This is a genomic window from Tenacibaculum sp. MEBiC06402 (assembly GCF_049239625.1).
Lineage (GTDB): Bacteria > Bacteroidota > Bacteroidia > Flavobacteriales > Flavobacteriaceae > Polaribacter.
Genome location: NZ_JBMKKT010000099.1, coordinates 49,730 through 66,067, shown reverse-complemented (window position 1 = coordinate 66,067; position 16,338 = coordinate 49,730). Strand labels below are relative to the sequence as shown.

The following is a 16,338-nucleotide window of genomic DNA, read 5'->3' as shown; positions in this document are numbered from 1 at the left end:
ACTTATTTTATTAAATCATTGATTTGATTAGCAATAGAAGCTGAATCTATTTTGCAAAGTTGCTGAAGTTCATCAATAGTTCCATGATTGACAAAAGTATCTGGAATTCCTAAAACAGTTATTGAATTGTTATACTTATGTGTTGCCGCGAATTCTAAAATAGCAGATCCAAAACCTCCATTTACAGTTCCGTCTTCAATAGTTAGAATTTTATCAAACTTTTGAAATACAGAGTGTAATAATTTTTCATCTAAAGGTTTAACGAATCGCAAATCATAGTGCGCAACCTTAGCTTTATTAGTTGCTAAATCTATTGCTTCTGAAACATTTAGAGCAATAGTTCCTATGGATAAAACAGCAATACCTGTTCCTTCTTTTATACAAACTCCTTTTCCAATTTCTATAGCTTCAAAAGGTTTTTGCCAATCTAAAGTTATTCCTCTTCCTCTAGGATAGCGAATTGCAATTGGATGATCTAACCCAAGTTGAGCGGTGTACATAATATTTCGTAACTCCATTTCATTTCGTGGAGCGAAAATGATCATATTCGGAATGCATCGAAAGTATGCTAAATCAAAAACGCCATGGTGTGTTGCTCCGTCTTGTCCAACTAAACCTGCTCTATCTAAACAAAAAATTACAGGAAGGTTTTGAGTAGCAACATCATGAATAATTTGATCATAAGCTCTTTGCAAAAAAGTAGAATACACATTACAAAACGGAATAATTCCTTCAGTTGCCATTCCTGCAGCTAAAGTAACGGCATGTTGCTCAGCAATACCAACATCAAAAGTTCTTTCAGGAAATTTATCTAACATAAATTTTAAAGAACTTCCAGTTAACATGGCTGGAGTGATTCCTACAATTTTTTCATTTTGTTGTGCTAACTCCACAATTGTTTTACCAAATACATCTTGATATTTTGGAGGTTGTGTAATAGTCGATTTTGGCAATAAATCTCCAGATTCTTTATCAAATTTTCCTGGAGCATGGTATTTTACCTGATCCTCTTCTGCCTGTTTTAATCCTTTTCCTTTGGTTGTAGTAACATGCAAGAATCTTGGACCTTTGATTTCTTTTAATCGGTTTAATTCAGAAATTAATTCTTCTAAATTATGACCATCAATTGGACCTGAATAATCAAAGTTTAAAGCTTCAATAATATTGTGTTGTTCAATATCACTTCGCTTTGATTTCATTCTTGTTAAATATTCCTTTAATGCACCCACTGAAGGATCAATTCCAATAGCGTTGTCGTTTAAAACAACGAGCAAATTAGCATTTGTAACTCCAGCATGATTTAAGGCTTCAAATGCCATTCCGCTGGCGATAGAAGCATCACCTATAACGGCAATATGTTGTTTGTCTTCCTTTTTAATTTGAGAAGCGATTGCCATTCCTAATGCCGCAGAAATAGAAGTAGAAGAATGCCCGACTCCAAAAGTGTCGTATTCACTTTCGCTTCGCTTAGGGAAGCCTGAAATTCCATTCAATTGTCGATTCGTATGAAAAACATCTTTTCGACCCGTTAAAATTTTATGTCCGTATGCCTGATGTCCAACATCCCAAACCAATAAATCTTTAGGAGTATTAAATACATAATGTAACGCAATTGTTAATTCTACAACTCCTAAGCTAGCACCTAAATGTCCTTCTTTTGTGGCTACAACATCAATAATAAAACGTCTTAATTCTTGAGCTAATTTGGGCAATTGCTCAGGATTTAAATTTCTAATATCATCAGGAAAATTAATATGTTGTAACAACTTTTCAGACATGAGACAAATGTACTAAAACTTTGTTGTAGCTTTGTTATATGAGTAAACTGTATTTGGTACCTACACCGATAGGAAATTTAGAAGATATCACGTTTAGAGCATTAACTGTTTTAAAGGAAGTGGATTATATTTTAGCTGAGGATACAAGAACTAGTGGAAAGCTATTGAAACACTTTGATATTAGTACACCAATGCAATCGCATCATATGCATAATGAGCATAAAACAGTTGAAAATATTGTAAAACGAATTCAGGCAGGAGAAACGTTTGCTTTAATTTCTGATGCTGGTACTCCTGCAATTTCTGATCCAGGATTTTTACTTACAAGAGCTTGTATTCAAAACGGAGTTGAGGTAGAGTGTTTACCGGGAGCAACAGCTTTTGTTCCTGCTTTAGTGAATTCAGGTTTACCTAATGATAAATTTGTGTTCGAAGGTTTTTTACCTGTTAAAAAAGGTAGACAAACCCGATTGAAATTATTGTCAGAAGAAACCAGAACGATGATTTTCTATGAAAGCCCGCACAAATTGTTAAAAACCTTGTCAAATTTTACTGAATTTTTCGGAGAAGATCGTCAAGTTTCTGTTTCTAGAGAGCTCACCAAAATGTTTGAAGAAACCAAGCGAGGAAGTGTAAAAGAAGTGTTATCATATTATACAGAAAAACCAGCTAAAGGCGAAATTGTAATTATTGTTGATGGTAAAAAATAAGTTAGACTAGCTTGTATTCTGGATACTGTTCTTCTAATAACTCTTCAGCCTTATTTGGAATTACATGCATAGTAACATGGCCTATTATAATAGTTAATACTATAACGCTAGCACAGAATAATCTACCAGTTTGACTTAAATCTAAGAAGTTATCACTATCTGGCATCGAAAAATCAACAACATAAAATAAAATCAAGGCTAAACTACCCACACCTTGAGCTAAAATAATATCTTCAAGCATCCATTTCTTCCCAGTTATTTTTTCTTTTTGTTTGATTTTTTTTCTTGACTGAAACATTTTTATTAATTCAAAAGAAATAATAGAAAAATAAATCACTACATAAATATAATATACGTAGTTTATATTTTGAATTTCATAAAAAAACCAAACTAAAAATGTTGTAAGAATTATTTTAGGAAGCTTAAACCATTCTTGAACAAAACAAAGTATGATTTTGTAGTATTTTTTAGACAACTGACTTTGTTTTTCTTCTACTACATTCATAAAACCAAAAACACCGAATTTTTTAAAAGAAATATCTCTAGCTTGTTCAAAGCTAAGATTGGGATTTTCCTTCCAAATAGCTTCAATATCATTTGCTAAATAATCTACTAATTCGGTTTGAACATCATAATGTTCAACATAATGTTGGCGAGTGAACTTGTATAATTCTTGTATGTTTTTATCTGTTAATTTCATAGCTATTCAATTAAAAAACCATATTTCTTTTCAATCATTTCTTTTTTTGCAAATAAGTTTAGATTAACAAATATATTCGCGATAAGATTTGCTAAGCCCAAGTACATGAAAAAGCGATTAGAGAAATTTGGAAGTATAATCTGAACGCCAAGAATAAAAAGATTTAGTTTGATGTAAAAATCGACGAACTTTATCTCTTTAAACTTCTTTTCAAAATTTAAGAAATAGTATGCTGCATATGCAGAAGTTATAGTGATTAGCACAAAAAACAATATTGAAATTTCTTTCGAATATGTATTTCCAAACTGCAACACTAAGAAAATTAATAATGAGATAATTGTTAGAACTTTTGGATTAAATATCAATTTAATAACACCTTTACATAAATCTTTAAAATAATACCAATTCAATTTTTTTATTTGTGAATCGTACTTAGTCATTAATGATTGCTGCTTGCTTAACATATATTTTAAAAAAGGAGTTTGAAAACCATCTTCTTTAAAAAATGAGTCTACATCGTTGATTTTTTCTTCGATTTCAGTTGCAATATGATCTACCATTTCAAAACGGATATCAATGTACTCAACACCAATAGCTTCAAGAAATGAGTCTATTTTTTTTATTTGTTCTTTATTTAATTCCATAGCTGTTATTCTAAACTAAATTTAGGATTTACTAAATGTTGCATAGTGCTTAAAAATTCTTGCATTTGTGCTAACCGATTTACAGTTTCTTTAGTTCCTGTTTCAGTAAGCTTATAATATTTTCTTAAGCGATTTCCCACTTTTGCAACTTCAACATCCAACAATCCCTCTGCTTCTAATTTGTGCAGTGCCGGATATAATGCTCCTTCAGTAATTTGCAATTCTCCCTTTGTTAATTCTTTTACTTTTTGTGTGATTTCATATCCATACATTTTATCATTTTCAGCCAATAGCTTTAAAATAATTGTTTGTAAAGAACCCTTGTATAATTTCTGATTTCCCATATCAAATTTTAAATACCTAAGATTTTTAGGTATGCAAATATACATAATTTTCTTATACATAAAAATCTTAGGTATGTTTTTATAAGAATACTTTAGCTACAAATCTTCTTTTGTTTCCGTATTTTTGTGGTCAAATTTTTTTAGATGAGTCAATTTTACAAACTGAAGATAAAAGAAGTGATAAGAGAAACAGCGGCGGCAGTTTCTTTAGTTTTTGATATACCAACCAACTTACAATCAGAATTTAACTTTGTTGCAGGGCAGTACATTACCTTAAAAGCAACAATTAACGGAGATGAAGTTCGTAGAGCGTATTCTTTATGTTCTTCTCCAAATAGTAACATTGTAAAAGTAGCGGTAAAAGCAGTAGAAAATGGAACATTTTCAGTTTATGCTAATGAAAAATTGAAAGCAGGAGATGAGCTAGAAGTTTCCAAGCCAGAAGGAAAGTTTCTTTTAAATCCAGAAGCTAATAAAAACTACTTAGGTTTTGTTGCGGGTAGTGGAATTACCCCTGTTTTATCAATGGTAAAATCTGTTTTAGAAAGTAATGATTCTGCAAGTTTCACATTAGTTTATGGAAACAAATCTATTGCAGATACTATTTTTTATGCTGAATTGAATGATTTGAAGTCTAAGTATGATTCTAGATTTAACTTAAGTTATGTTTTTAGTAGAGAAAATGTTGAAGGTTCTGTATTTGGAAGAATTGATAAAGCTCATGTAAATTACTTTATCAAGAATGTTTACAAAGAAATGAAGCTTGATAAAGCCTTTTTATGTGGACCTGAAGAGATGATTAATACAGCTTCTGAAACGTTAGCAGATAATGGTTTCGCTGAAGACGCTATTTTGTTTGAGTTATTTACTTCTTCAATAGATGAAGAAGCTGCGAGTCAAGTTAAAGATGGGCAAACTCAAGTTGATGTATTATTAGATGGAGAAACAATTTCATTTACAATGCCTCAGGACAAAGATATTTTATCTGAAAGCTTACGTAACGATGTAGATGCACCTTATTCTTGTCAAGGAGGAGTTTGTAGTAGTTGTATTGCTAAAGTTACTGAAGGAAAAGCGGTAATGGTTAAAAATCAAATTTTAACAGATGCTGAATTAGAAGAAGGGTTTATATTAACTTGCCAAGCGCACCCAACAACATCAAAAATTACAGTTGATTTCGATGATGTATAAAATTGCTTAAAAATTATGAGTATACTAGATTATAAAGATGCTTTTTTAGTTGGACTTTTCATGTCTTTTATGATTGGTCCTGTATTCTTTATGTTATTAAAAACAAGTGTTCTTAAAGGTTTTAGGGCAGCTCTTGCTTTTGATGTGGGAGTAATTTTAGGAGACATTGTTTTTATTAGTATCGCGTATTACGGAAGTAGAAACTTACTAGAAAAAATCAAGGATGATCCTAGACTTTTTTTTGCAGGCGGATTGATTTTAATTGTTTACGGACTCATTACTTATTTAGATAAAAACAATAAAAAAGAACTAGATCAAGCTAAAATTGAAGTACCTAAAGGGAATAATTATTTCAAACTTTTTCTAAATGGTTTCTTTTTAAACTTTATTAATATTGGTGTTTTAGCTGGATGGCTTGGTATTATGGTTGTAGTTGGACCGAGTTTAAACATGGAACCGAAGTCAATTTTTTGGTACTTTACTTTGGTAATCATCGGTTATTTTGCTACAGATATTCTTAAAATTTTGTTGGCAAAACAACTTCGTAATAAATTAACCCCATTAGTAATCTATCGTATTAAAAGAGGTATGGGGGTTTTATTGATTGCTTTTGGAGCTTTAATGATGTTGAAGAGTTTTGTTCCTCAGGAAAAATTAGATGAATTAATAGATAAAGTAGAAATTAAAAGAAACTGATATCTAACACGAATTATTTATTTAAAACACCTAAATATTCTTTCCATACACCAACTTCTTTATCATATTGTTTCGCCATTACTCTAGAAATTTGAGCAATATGCCCTAAATCGTGTACAACCCAAGCCGATAGTAATTGTTTTAGGTTTACATCACCAAGTTCTGGATGTATTCCTTTTTGCATTAGTTTATTGGTATCAATTTGAAAAGATTTGAGTGTTTTTATGTTGTTTTTTCTCAAGTTTTCAAACTCTTTAATTAATTCATCGATTGGCTTTTTTTCAACTTTGTTTTGCGCAAACCTATCGAAAGGCTCAAATGTCTTATTTTCTGAGTTAGATAAAATAATTTTAGCTCTAGGAATCCAATCGGTTTTTTCGCCATGAATTAAATGACCTACTATTTCATAAGGACTCCAAGTATTTTCACCTTCGTTGTTATAAATCCATTCTTTTGAAACTCCTAACAACAACGACTTTAAGGTTTTAGGTGTTCTTTCTAGAATTTCTATGGTTTTTGTAATATTAAAGCTCATTATTTTTTAACCATTCTTCTTTAGTTAAATTATACCAATTGTTAAGTGTATTGTCATATTCAAAGGTTTCTACAAGTTGTAATCCAATACGTTGTAAAATTTTGTTTGAAACGATATGATCTATATCAGCAGCAGCTCCAATTTCTTTTAAGTTCATTTTTTCAAATCCGTATTTTAAAGAAGCTACAGCTGTTTCGGTTGCAATACCTTTTCCCCAATATTCTTTTCGTAACCGATAGCCTAAATCGTAATAATTAAACTCTTTTCTCAGACCAGTTTCATACTTTAAACCGGTCCAACCCACAAAATCATTAGATTTTTTATCTACAATTGCCCAACGTCCAATTCCATTATCAATATATTGCTGTCTGATATTGGCAATTACTTCTTCAGCTTCTTGTTTAGTTGAAATAGGTCTGTTTCCTAAAAATTTATGGACATCAGGATCCGAATCTAAAGCAAACATTCCGTCTACATCAAATTCCTCTAAGTCGCGAATAATTAAACGTTCCGTTTCTATATGAATATTCATAAATATGGTTGATTGAATTTTTCAACTACAATATCATTAATTTTTGTGAAAATTTACTCTTTCTTTTGTTTTTGTTCAATATAATCTTGATTTCCAGTAATCATTTTACTTTCATCATACATTGCATTTGACATTCCTAACATGAATGCAGTGATGATATATAGTAGTTTTCTTTTTAACCAAGATTTTTTTCCTTTTACAATTTTATCTCGAGTGTTTTTTGTGTGTTTATACATGACATACTTATAGATAATTAAACATAAGATTTAGCTTTTGCGAGAGTGCAAAAGCGTGTTAGACGTAGTACGCCATTTTAATTATGTATAAACTTTAAACTAGGTTACTTGTAGTAATTTTGGTATTTAAGAAGTGTAGTTGAGAAAATATATTTTTATAAGATTCAAAATACTCAAGGTATAATTTAATTAAGACTCTATATCGCTTGCTAAATTCATTTGAAACAAATGAAAAGTCTTTTAAAAGTAAAGTTTGTGTATTTGTTTTAGCAACTTCTATACTATAAGAAAATGAAGTTTTAGTAGATGAACTTTTTCTACTATTAAAAAGAATTTGATAGCAAGATGTAGGACTTAATTCAGAATATATAGAATACTCACCACCGGCTTGACCAAAAACAAGTATTAGAGAGAGTAAGTATTTTATATATTTTATCATCTTTTTTTATTCAGCGATTTAAATTTAGTGCAAATATTTTAAACATGTAACTTATATAGATTTTGAGTAAGCTTCCGAAATCCAGTTTTTTAATTCATCATCAATTTGTGAAACTTCAGATAATTTTACTCTATGTGTACACATGGTTCCGAATGGACCAGAGTTTTCAAGTCTTTCAGTAGTCGGTTTGTCTTTTAGCTTAAACCCTAAATCTATTCTAGTTTTAGTTGCAGGTTTTATGAGAATAAATTGTCTTTTTCGAATAATACTAACACTACCTTTTTTAGGTGTAATGGTTACATCATTACCTAATGTTTTTACAAATTCGATAAGCTTTTCATAGATAGGAAAAAGTACTTCTTTCCCTTTATATTGGTTACTTACTAAATCATCGGGAGCATTATTTTCTTCTTTTGATAAAGTAACAATGGTATTTGCAAAACCATGAGTTACATTATGCTCTGTTTTTAAAAACTTCACACCTTCCGAATGTTTAGCAAAAGCCTTTTCTTTTAAAATAGCTTTCCATTCGTTTAAAGACTTACCTGTTTTTTCAGGCATATTGTTAATCATGGTTTGTAATGCTTTGTCCATAATATTATGGTTTGATGATGTTCGGATTATAAATTAAAAAAACTCTGAAAAGCTATTTTTATGAATTATTTCTTGAAGAAAATTCTATTATTCACGTAAAATTTTTTCCATTTTACGTCCTTTTGCTAATTCATCTACTAACTTATCTAAATATCTACATTGCCTATAAATTTCAAATTCGTCGGCAATATTTTCAATACGATATCCACAAATCACGCCTTTAATCATGTGAGCATTAGGATGAATTGTTGCCTGTTCAAAAAAAGTTCTGAAGGTTACTTTTTCATCAATAAGTGATTGTAGTTTGTTACTGTCGAAACCAGTAAGCCATTCAATAACTTGATGTAATTCTTCTTTGGTTCTACCTTTTTTTTCCACTTTAGCAACATAATGTGGATAAACAGAAGAAAACTTCATGTTTGCAACTTGTTCGTTTTTTTTAGCTGTAACTTCCATATGTAAATAATTGTAATCTAAAATTAGAAAAAAAATAGATATGAAAATTACTTCTCTTAGAATCAACTAAAAAAGAAATAAGAATGTTATTTTAATTTACTTCTTAAATAAACAAAACTGTCTTCAACATTGTCGAATAAATCTTCCTCAGGTACTAGATCTGGAATAATATCAATAGCTTTAAACATGTCATTTGGTTGTTCATCAAGTCCAACAATAATGACTTCTGTACCTTGAGCACGTAAATCGAAAATTATTTCCTCGATGGTATATAAACCAGATTGATCAATATATGGCACTCTGTCCATTCTTAAAATCACGGCCTTAATATCGTCTGGTAAAGCTTTAATTTGATCTTTAAAGTAAGAAGTAAAACCAAAGAATAAAGGACCATACAAGTGTTTGATAATTACTTTGTCTTTATATTTTTCGTAGAACTCTTGCTCATCTTGCCAAGGTTTTGAATTGTCTAAGTCTGCTATTTTTCCTACTTCTAATCCTTTCTCACTAATGTCTCCAGATTTTTTCATGAATAATAAACAAGCAAGTGTAATTCCAATTCCTACAGCATGAATTAAACTACCAAAAGTTGTAATTAATAATACTAAAACCAAAACAACTGCATCTGGTTTAGGAACTTTTGTTAAGTGTTTTAAACCTTTAAAATCTACAATTTTAAAACCAATCGGAATTAATAAACCAGCTAAAACACAAAGTGGAATATGAGCAGCTAATTTTCCTAGTCCTAATAAAACGGCTAATAAAACTAGTCCATGAATAATTCCAGATAATCTTGTTTTTCCTCCAGCGTTAATGTTTACAACAGTTCCTTTTGTTGCTCCAGCACCAGGAATTCCACCGATAGCAGCAGCTAACATATTTCCAATTCCTTGACCAATAAGTTCTCTATTACTGTTGTGTTTTGTTTTAGTCATGTTATCTGCTATCACCGAAGTAAGTAAAGAATCAATACTTCCAAGAACTGCTAATACTAAAGCATATTCTATAACTAATGAATACACGCTAGCATCAACATTTAAAATTCCACCAAGTTTAAAAGCAGGTAATCCTGAAGGGATTTCACCAATTAAAGGAACCTCCATTTTAGTAAAGTAAGCAATTAATGTAGCTCCAATAAGCGCTACTAAAGCACTAGGAATTGCCTTAGTTATTTTCGGGAATAGATAATATATTGCGATTGTAATTGCACCTAAAATAAGTGCAGAAACATTAAATTCTGTAAATAAAGTCGGTAAATTTTGAATTACAGCTAGTGTAGATTTTGAAGAGCCTAATCCTGCAAAAGGGAATAATTGAAGAATAACAATAATTAATCCTACACCACTCATAAATCCTGAGATTACAGGATAGGGAAAATATTTAACATAACTAGCAATATTCAGAAAACCAAAAATTACTTGAAACAACCCACCAACTAAAAAAGTAAGTAATATAACACTCATTGCGTTATCCAAACTTCCATGAGATTGAATCGCTGTTGCAACTAAGGCAGCAGAAACAACAGTCATAGGACCAGTTGGTCCGCTAGCTTGTGTTTCGGTTCCACCAAATAAAGCTGCAAAAATACCAACAGCTATCGCTCCATATAAACCTGCTGTTGCTCCCATTCCTGATTGAACTCCGAAAGCCAAGGCTAAAGGCAAAGCAACAACACCCGCTACTAAACCACCTGTGAAATCTCCTTTTAAATTACTAAAGTCAAAAAGCTTTTTTTTCATAGTTTTCTATTAAAACGTTTTGTTTTGGTCGATTTTAGAAAAACGATTAGCATCATTTTTCAATATTTTCTAAAGGTAATTAAATCAGTTGAATTTTTGTTTGAAAACAAGTTTAGTAATTACTTTCGTATGCGAATTTACTAATAATCTTTATTAGTAGATTTTTAATTATTTGGCTATTTAATCAGAAGAACATCCTCCAGCTTTGTATTCAATAAATAACTTTTGATCATCATTAGAAAGTAGTAAAGAAATTTCTGTAAATGCGTAATGACTAGATGTCCCAATAAGCATATCAAGCTTGTAATCACCATTTATATCACCAATCCAATATATAAATACACCTCCTTCAAAACCACCAGCACTCCACGAAGGTATATCCATTTTTCGAATATTTTGTTTTATTTTGTCTCTAGTAGAAACTACAATTAGTTCATAGTCTTTTAATTTACTGAAATAAGGAAATTCATTTTGTTTAGTTTCAATAAGTTTTCCTTTAGCGTAGATATAATAACTTTTATTATTCTCTTCATTTTTGATATTAACTACAGTAAAAGACATAGACTCTCCAGGATAAAACATACGATTAATCCATTTACCTGTTGTAAATGTGTTGTCTTTTAATTTGAGCCCTTTTATTAAAAACTTTGGTAAAGGACTTTGTTTAGGATTGTATTTTTTTATCTGAAAATTATCCCAGTTATGGTAATCTTTATTTTGATATACTGCAAAATAACTTGAGCCTAAAGTGTCTTTTAACTCATCCAAATCATTCTCTATTCCACAGTAGGGAATAATAACATCAAATTTTTTGCTAGTGTAGTTTGTTTGACTATTACAAACTTGATAAGTAAATACTAGAATTAGTATTTTAATGATGTTTTTCATAATTAGTGCAATGTTTTTAATTTTTAAAACGTCTAATATAGTGGAAATATTATCTTTTAAAGGTCATTGTTTAATTATGAAATCCATTCATTTAAAACATTGTATTTTGTTTATAAAAGATTAGATATTAACAATCTTCATCATCATTTTTTTGTATTGCTTAGAAACCAATTTCGGCAACCACTTTTTATAGAAAAACTTAGTTTTTGCATCAGTTGGATGTATGATTTGAAATTTTCCTTTTGATGCTTGCTCAAGTGTAATACAAGCAACCTCATTAGCATCGGTTTTAGAATATTTCATTTGTTTTTCTGCAAAACCTTTAAACATACTAGAACTAGCTTTTGCCATAATATTAGTTTTAAAAAACGTTGGTGTTAATACACTCACTAGAATATTGTATGGTTTTAATTCGTGATATATAGATTCTGATAGTGAATATACAGCTGCTTTTGAAGTGCTATAAGCAGACATAGCCGGAGCATTCATAAAACCAGCTGAACTTCCAACATTAAGTATCAATCCTCTTTTCTGTTTGATTAAATGAGGTGTAAAAAAATGACAACCATAATAAACTCCCATAAGATTTACTTGAATCATTTTTTCCCATTTATCAATAGGATAATCTTTAAACAAAAGTCCATCACCAATTCCTGCATTATTAATTACAATATCTACCGATTCAGTGTTTTCATAAACCTCTTTCACAACTTTTTCATATTGATGCTTATCGCTAACATCTAAAACATATTGAAATATTTTTTCATTCGTTTGTAAATCTCCAACGATATTTTTTAAAGCATTTTCATTGATATCACTTAAATGAAGTGTCCAATTATTTTCGGAAAGTACTTTAGCAAAAGCTGCGCCCAATCCAGAACCTGCTCCAGTGATAAAAGCAACTTTGTTAGGATATAAAGCATTTAGTTTTTTTAGATTCATAAAGGTTGTTGTTAGAAGTTACTTTTTACGTTTTATAATATTTTCACAAGTTTTGATTAAGTAAATAGAGATTAACCAAAAGTTTTTGAAGGCTTTGTTTTTTGTATAGCCTTTTGAATATCTGAAGTAGATTTGTTGAACAATTCCTGCTAGTCGGAATAATCCGTAAACTCTATAAAAACGGAAATCGTCAATTGTTCTTCCCGTTTGTTGACAATAGTATGCTATAATTTCTTCTCTAGTTAGCATACCAGGCATATTACTTGGTTGTCGTCGGATGGATTTCACAAAGAAATCATCTTGTTCTTGTACCCAATAGGCTAAGCTATTTCCTAAATCCATCATAGGATCGCCAATGGCAGCTAATTCCCAATCTAAAACACCTAGAATATTTTCTGGATCTGACGGATCGATTACAACATTATCTAATCGAAAATCATTGTGGATGATACAAAGATTTTCTTCCTTCGGCATATTGTTTTCTAACCATTGTCTTACCTTTTTTCCTGAAGGAACATTCCATGTTTTAGCGTTTACATATCGTTTATTCCAACCTAGAATTTGACGTTCAACATATCCTTCACCTTTTCCTAAATCTTGCAATCCTTCTTTTTTATAATCTACATTGTGTAAATGAATCATTTTATCCCAGAAAGAATAACATATTTTCCTAACTGTATCTTCATCCCAATGAATGCCCTTAGGTGGATTTTTTCTAAGAATAATTCCTTCCAATCGTTCCATTAAATAAAAGGTAGATCCTAATACAGATTCATCTTCACAAACAGCAATCATTTCTGGAACATACGGATAATGCGGTTTTAATTTTTGCTGCAGATAATATTCTCTTGGCATATCATGCGCTCCTGCAGCTTTTTTTCCAAGTGGCGCTCTTCTAAGAATAATATCATGTTGATTAAACTTTAGGCGATATGTCCAATTTGAAGCTCCTCCTGAGAATTGGGTTATTGTCGGATTATCATCTATAGTTGGAATATGATTTTTAATCCATGGGAGCAAACTAGTAAGGTCTAATTCCTCACCTGAGCGTTGTTGTTTTTCCAAATCTTTAATTGTGTTCGACATTAGCTCAAGTATTTTTTAAATTCAAGTCTAGAAATCATTCTTAAATGAACTTCATCCGGTCCGTCTGCTAATCGTAAAGCTCTAGCTTGTATAAAGAAATTAATTAGAGGAAAATCATCTGATAATCCAGCTCCTCCATGAATTTGCATAGCCATATCGCTAACTTCTTGTAAAACGTTTGGCGCAACTACTTTTATGGCAGAAATTTCAGTCATACTATTTTTTACACCATGTTCATCAATTTTCCAAGCAGCATAATGCGTTAGTAAACGAGCCTGATCTATAGCAATTCGGGCTTTAGCAAATTGTTCAGAATTCCCGCCGAGTTTAGCCAAAGGTTTTCCGAAAGCTTGTCTAGTTCCACTTCTAATTATGGCTAATTGTAAAGCACGTTCAGCTGCGCCAATACAACGCATACAATGATGAATTCTTCCTGGTCCTAATCTTCCTTGTGCGATAGCAAAACCAGCTCCAAAATCTATGATTAAATTCTTTTTAGGAACGCGTACGTTGGTAAAATGAACTTCTCCATGTCCTGCAGGTGCATCATAAACACCAAATGTATTTTGCATCCGTTTTATTTCTACTCCAGGCGTATCCAACGGAACTAACACCATACTATGTTGCTTGTGTTTTTCTTGAGAGGTATCGGTTTTTCCCAATACAATTGCCAATTTTGTCATAGGATGTCCTAATCCTGTAGACCACCATTTCTTTCCATTGATTACGATATCGTCTCCATCTTTAATTATAGATGTTTCTATATTCGTTGCGTCAGAAGAAGCTACATCAGGTTCTGTCATGCAGAATACAGATTTTATTTTTCCATCAAGTAAAGGTTGTAACCATTCTTTTTTCTGTTCATCAGAACCAAAATGATACAGCACTTCCATATTTCCTGTATCTGGAGCATTACAATTAAAAATTTCTGCAGCATTGTAAACACGTCCCATTTCTTCTGCTAGTGGTGCATAATCAAGTACACTTAACCCTTGCCCTAATTCGCTATCTGGTAAAAACAAATTCCATAAGCCAGCTTCTTTAGCAAGTTTTTTTAAATGTTCTAGTTTTGGATGTTCTGTCCATTCTTTCCAGTTTCCCGAAGAATTATGTTGTTTGTAATATTGAGTAAATTCATGTTCTATTGGATAGACATGTTGATCCATGAACTTTTTAAGTCGACTTAAATAGTCTTTAGATTTTTGAGAAGGACTGAAATTCATTATGATATAGCTTAAAATTTTCTCAACATTTTTAATGTGAAAAACGGCATTAGTAATTTGAAAAAGCGCCAAGGCCAAAAAGGAACAAAAGCATTGGCTTTTTCTTTATTGATGGCTTTTACTAAAAGCTTAGAACCTTTTTCTAAAGGAATCATAAACGGTGGAGGTTTACCAATAGAATCTGTCATTTCAGATTGAATGTATCCAGGAAATATAGTAGAAACATTAATTGGTTTTTTCAAAACATCTGCTCTAATCCCTTCAGCTAAACTTCTAACACCAGCTTTTGTTGCAGCATAAACTGACATTGCTCTTGGATATCCTCTGAAAGCAGACATAGAGGAGATTACAACCAAATGACCAGAGTTTTGTGCTCGAAAAATTTCCATCGCAGCTTCCATTTGATTTAAGGCACCACAAAAATTGGTAACAGCAGTCTGCATATTCTGATTCGCAAATCCTTTACCAATAGAAGCTCCTTTACCCATTCCTGCATTCACGATAACTCTATCTAAAGTTCCGTTTTGAGCTTTAAAATCTTCATGAAAACTGTTGAAAACTGAAAACACATCTTCTTGCTTGGTAACATCTAAAGGCCGAATAAAAACAGAGATATTACTGTTGATTTTAAGGAGTTCTTCTTTAAGAGCTTCAAGCTTTTCTGTACGTCTGGCACATAGTGCTAAATTGCAGCCTTGTTTTGCAAATTCTATGGCCATTCCTTTCCCTAAACCAGAGCTTGCTCCAGTAATGAGTATGTTTTTTCGATTCAAAGTAGTTGAATTAAAGTTGAGTACTCTAAAAATAAGGAATTGAAATGGCTTATTTTTTCACCTATGTTAAAAAAGGAAATGTAATTAGTATAGAAATGAACTTAAAAAGCAGAAGACTATCTTAAAAGTTAATAAATATGTGTCATTACGAACGTAGTTTACGGAGTGAAGTAATCTTTCTTTTATAAACTTGAATTTGGTCTAGAATATAGAGATTGCCGCAAAAACTTCATTTTATTACGTTTTTTCGCAATGACGTTTTAGTGAATGTAATTACTCAGACTTAGACCTAATTCTACTCAAACTTTGTTGTGTAAGACCTAAATAGCCTGCAATGTGCCTTAGTTTAGCTCTTTTGAAAATATCTGGATGGGTTTTTAGTAAATCGTCGTAACGTTCTTTGGCGGTTTTGTTTTGATAGTAAATTACTTTTTTACCTAAGGTTAGCATAATTTCGGTTACAAGAAGTCGCATGAAGCGTTCTACTTCCTTTGAATGACTTAAAATAGCTTCAAGTTGGTCATGAGAAATCGCTTTTACGGATGTTTCTTCAATAGCTTCTATAATTATATTACTCGGTTTCCTTTTGAAAAAACTGTAGGCTTCAGTAATAATCATTTGTTCACTTGAAAACCAATTGGTGACATCATTACCTTTTTTGTTATAGTAAAAACTACGAAGCATTCCCTTTTCAATGATAAAGAGGTAATTGCATATTTTTCCAGAATCAACTAAGATTTCATTTTTTTGGAAAGTGAATTGTTCTGAGTTTGCTAAAAGCGTTTGTTTTACTTCTGGAGTTATTAAAGAATCGTCAATTCTAATCATAGAA

Annotated in this window: 20 protein-coding genes; 3 read left to right on the top strand and 17 right to left on the bottom strand. The window is 31.1% G+C overall.

What is annotated here, in order from left to right:
- Positions 1 to 2 precede the first annotated feature (2 nt).
- On the bottom strand, positions 3 to 1,778 hold the full coding sequence (gene dxs / locus ACOSP6_RS12150) for a 1-deoxy-D-xylulose-5-phosphate synthase (protein WP_422094693.1): 1,776 nt from the start codon (positions 1,776 to 1,778) through the stop codon (positions 3 to 5).
- A 38-nt stretch (positions 1,779 to 1,816) separates the two neighbouring features.
- Between dxs and rsmI the strand changes: the two genes are divergently transcribed.
- A complete protein-coding gene (gene rsmI / locus ACOSP6_RS12145) occupies positions 1,817 to 2,488 on the top strand; it encodes a 16S rRNA (cytidine(1402)-2'-O)-methyltransferase (RefSeq protein ID WP_422094692.1) in 672 nt (223 codons plus the stop codon).
- Between the two features lies 1 nt (position 2,489).
- Here rsmI and ACOSP6_RS12140 read toward each other — a convergent pair whose 3' ends face one another.
- From ACOSP6_RS12140 to ACOSP6_RS12130, 3 genes are read right to left on the bottom strand one after another with little or no spacing between them, the layout of a single operon-like run.
- Entirely contained in the window at positions 2,490 to 3,188 is a 699-nt protein-coding gene (locus ACOSP6_RS12140; RefSeq protein ID WP_422094691.1) for a hypothetical protein, read from the bottom strand.
- A gap of 2 nt (positions 3,189 to 3,190) precedes the next feature.
- Positions 3,191 to 3,832 carry a hypothetical protein gene (locus ACOSP6_RS12135; protein ID WP_422094690.1) on the bottom strand — a complete coding sequence of 214 codons (642 nt, stop codon included), beginning with the start codon at positions 3,830 to 3,832 and terminating at the stop codon, positions 3,191 to 3,193.
- A 5-nt stretch (positions 3,833 to 3,837) separates the two neighbouring features.
- Positions 3,838 to 4,176 carry a PadR family transcriptional regulator gene (locus ACOSP6_RS12130; protein ID WP_348711053.1) on the bottom strand — a complete coding sequence of 113 codons (339 nt, stop codon included), beginning with the start codon at positions 4,174 to 4,176 and terminating at the stop codon, positions 3,838 to 3,840.
- Positions 4,177 to 4,320: 144 nt separating this feature from the next.
- On the opposite strand from ACOSP6_RS12130, the gene ACOSP6_RS12125 reads away from it, so the two are divergent.
- Positions 4,321 to 5,367: a 2Fe-2S iron-sulfur cluster-binding protein gene (locus ACOSP6_RS12125; RefSeq protein WP_422094689.1), complete on the top strand. Its 1,047-nt coding sequence runs from the start codon at positions 4,321 to 4,323 to the stop codon at positions 5,365 to 5,367.
- Positions 5,368 to 5,382: 15 nt separating this feature from the next.
- On the top strand, positions 5,383 to 6,063 hold the full coding sequence (locus ACOSP6_RS12120; RefSeq protein ID WP_422094688.1) for a LysE family translocator: 681 nt from the start codon (positions 5,383 to 5,385) through the stop codon (positions 6,061 to 6,063).
- A 13-nt stretch (positions 6,064 to 6,076) separates the two neighbouring features.
- Here ACOSP6_RS12120 and ACOSP6_RS12115 read toward each other — a convergent pair whose 3' ends face one another.
- The 13 genes from ACOSP6_RS12115 to ACOSP6_RS12055 all read right to left on the bottom strand — a co-directional run bounded on the left by ACOSP6_RS12115 (position 6,077) and on the right by ACOSP6_RS12055 (position 16,334).
- Positions 6,077 to 6,598, bottom strand: coding sequence for a DinB family protein (locus tag ACOSP6_RS12115; protein WP_422094687.1), 522 nt, complete (start codon positions 6,596 to 6,598; stop codon positions 6,077 to 6,079).
- The gene (locus ACOSP6_RS12110; RefSeq protein WP_422094686.1) at positions 6,588 to 7,130 is read right to left on the bottom strand and encodes a GNAT family N-acetyltransferase; all 543 of its coding nucleotides are present in this window, start codon (positions 7,128 to 7,130) and stop codon (positions 6,588 to 6,590) included. The genes ACOSP6_RS12115 and ACOSP6_RS12110 overlap by 11 nt, the downstream gene beginning before the upstream one ends.
- Before the next feature lie 53 nt (positions 7,131 to 7,183).
- A complete protein-coding gene (locus ACOSP6_RS12105) occupies positions 7,184 to 7,366 on the bottom strand; it encodes a hypothetical protein (RefSeq protein ID WP_422094685.1) in 183 nt (60 codons plus the stop codon).
- 94 nt (positions 7,367 to 7,460) lie between these two features.
- A complete protein-coding gene (locus tag ACOSP6_RS12100) occupies positions 7,461 to 7,805 on the bottom strand; it encodes a hypothetical protein (protein WP_422095726.1) in 345 nt (114 codons plus the stop codon).
- 51 nt (positions 7,806 to 7,856) lie between these two features.
- Entirely contained in the window at positions 7,857 to 8,399 is a 543-nt protein-coding gene (locus tag ACOSP6_RS12095; protein ID WP_422094684.1) for a DUF4287 domain-containing protein, read from the bottom strand.
- A gap of 87 nt (positions 8,400 to 8,486) precedes the next feature.
- Positions 8,487 to 8,855 carry a DUF2200 domain-containing protein gene (locus ACOSP6_RS12090; protein WP_422094683.1) on the bottom strand — a complete coding sequence of 123 codons (369 nt, stop codon included), beginning with the start codon at positions 8,853 to 8,855 and terminating at the stop codon, positions 8,487 to 8,489.
- 86 nt (positions 8,856 to 8,941) lie between these two features.
- On the bottom strand, positions 8,942 to 10,594 hold the full coding sequence (locus ACOSP6_RS12085) for a SulP family inorganic anion transporter (protein ID WP_422094682.1): 1,653 nt from the start codon (positions 10,592 to 10,594) through the stop codon (positions 8,942 to 8,944).
- Between the two features lie 180 nt (positions 10,595 to 10,774).
- Positions 10,775 to 11,482, bottom strand: coding sequence for a hypothetical protein (locus ACOSP6_RS12080; RefSeq protein WP_422094681.1), 708 nt, complete (start codon positions 11,480 to 11,482; stop codon positions 10,775 to 10,777).
- 120 nt (positions 11,483 to 11,602) lie between these two features.
- Complete coding sequence (locus tag ACOSP6_RS12075) at positions 11,603 to 12,424, bottom strand: SDR family NAD(P)-dependent oxidoreductase (protein ID WP_422094680.1); 822 nt, start codon at positions 12,422 to 12,424, stop codon at positions 11,603 to 11,605.
- An 18-nt stretch (positions 12,425 to 12,442) separates the two neighbouring features.
- Positions 12,443 to 13,510 (bottom strand): phosphotransferase family protein, encoded by a 1,068-nt coding sequence (locus tag ACOSP6_RS12070; RefSeq protein WP_422094679.1) that lies wholly within the window; start codon positions 13,508 to 13,510, stop codon positions 12,443 to 12,445.
- Positions 13,510 to 14,733 carry an acyl-CoA dehydrogenase family protein gene (locus ACOSP6_RS12065; RefSeq protein WP_422094678.1) on the bottom strand — a complete coding sequence of 408 codons (1,224 nt, stop codon included), beginning with the start codon at positions 14,731 to 14,733 and terminating at the stop codon, positions 13,510 to 13,512. The genes ACOSP6_RS12070 and ACOSP6_RS12065 overlap by 1 nt, the downstream gene beginning before the upstream one ends.
- 11 nt (positions 14,734 to 14,744) lie before the next feature.
- Positions 14,745 to 15,506, bottom strand: coding sequence for an SDR family oxidoreductase (locus tag ACOSP6_RS12060; RefSeq protein ID WP_422094677.1), 762 nt, complete (start codon positions 15,504 to 15,506; stop codon positions 14,745 to 14,747).
- A 273-nt stretch (positions 15,507 to 15,779) separates the two neighbouring features.
- The gene (locus ACOSP6_RS12055; protein WP_422094676.1) at positions 15,780 to 16,334 is read right to left on the bottom strand and encodes a Crp/Fnr family transcriptional regulator; all 555 of its coding nucleotides are present in this window, start codon (positions 16,332 to 16,334) and stop codon (positions 15,780 to 15,782) included.
- Between the last annotated feature and the right edge of the window lie 4 nt (positions 16,335 to 16,338).

Excerpts from the sequence above, each read along its gene's own strand:
- dxs (WP_422094693.1), bottom strand. The coding sequence starts at position 1,778 with ATGTCTGAAAAGTTGTTACAACATATTAATTTTCCTGATGATATTAGA.
- rsmI (WP_422094692.1), top strand. The coding sequence starts at position 1,817 with ATGAGTAAACTGTATTTGGTACCTACACCGATAGGAAATTTAGAAGAT.
- ACOSP6_RS12140 (WP_422094691.1), bottom strand. The coding sequence starts at position 3,188 with ATGAAATTAACAGATAAAAACATACAAGAATTATACAAGTTCACTCGC.
- ACOSP6_RS12135 (WP_422094690.1), bottom strand. The coding sequence starts at position 3,832 with ATGGAATTAAATAAAGAACAAATAAAAAAAATAGACTCATTTCTTGAA.
- ACOSP6_RS12130 (WP_348711053.1), bottom strand. The coding sequence starts at position 4,176 with ATGGGAAATCAGAAATTATACAAGGGTTCTTTACAAACAATTATTTTA.
- ACOSP6_RS12125 (WP_422094689.1), top strand. The coding sequence starts at position 4,321 with ATGAGTCAATTTTACAAACTGAAGATAAAAGAAGTGATAAGAGAAACA.
- ACOSP6_RS12120 (WP_422094688.1), top strand. The coding sequence starts at position 5,383 with ATGAGTATACTAGATTATAAAGATGCTTTTTTAGTTGGACTTTTCATG.
- ACOSP6_RS12115 (WP_422094687.1), bottom strand. The coding sequence starts at position 6,598 with ATGAGCTTTAATATTACAAAAACCATAGAAATTCTAGAAAGAACACCT.
- ACOSP6_RS12110 (WP_422094686.1), bottom strand. The coding sequence starts at position 7,130 with ATGAATATTCATATAGAAACGGAACGTTTAATTATTCGCGACTTAGAG.
- ACOSP6_RS12105 (WP_422094685.1), bottom strand. The coding sequence starts at position 7,366 with ATGTATAAACACACAAAAAACACTCGAGATAAAATTGTAAAAGGAAAA.
- ACOSP6_RS12100 (WP_422095726.1), bottom strand. The coding sequence starts at position 7,805 with ATGATAAAATATATAAAATACTTACTCTCTCTAATACTTGTTTTTGGT.
- ACOSP6_RS12095 (WP_422094684.1), bottom strand. The coding sequence starts at position 8,399 with ATGGACAAAGCATTACAAACCATGATTAACAATATGCCTGAAAAAACA.
- ACOSP6_RS12090 (WP_422094683.1), bottom strand. The coding sequence starts at position 8,855 with ATGGAAGTTACAGCTAAAAAAAACGAACAAGTTGCAAACATGAAGTTT.
- ACOSP6_RS12085 (WP_422094682.1), bottom strand. The coding sequence starts at position 10,594 with ATGAAAAAAAAGCTTTTTGACTTTAGTAATTTAAAAGGAGATTTCACA.
- ACOSP6_RS12080 (WP_422094681.1), bottom strand. The coding sequence starts at position 11,482 with ATGAAAAACATCATTAAAATACTAATTCTAGTATTTACTTATCAAGTT.
- ACOSP6_RS12075 (WP_422094680.1), bottom strand. The coding sequence starts at position 12,424 with ATGAATCTAAAAAAACTAAATGCTTTATATCCTAACAAAGTTGCTTTT.
- ACOSP6_RS12070 (WP_422094679.1), bottom strand. The coding sequence starts at position 13,510 with ATGTCGAACACAATTAAAGATTTGGAAAAACAACAACGCTCAGGTGAG.
- ACOSP6_RS12065 (WP_422094678.1), bottom strand. The coding sequence starts at position 14,733 with ATGAATTTCAGTCCTTCTCAAAAATCTAAAGACTATTTAAGTCGACTT.
- ACOSP6_RS12055 (WP_422094676.1), bottom strand. The coding sequence starts at position 16,334 with ATGATTAGAATTGACGATTCTTTAATAACTCCAGAAGTAAAACAAACG.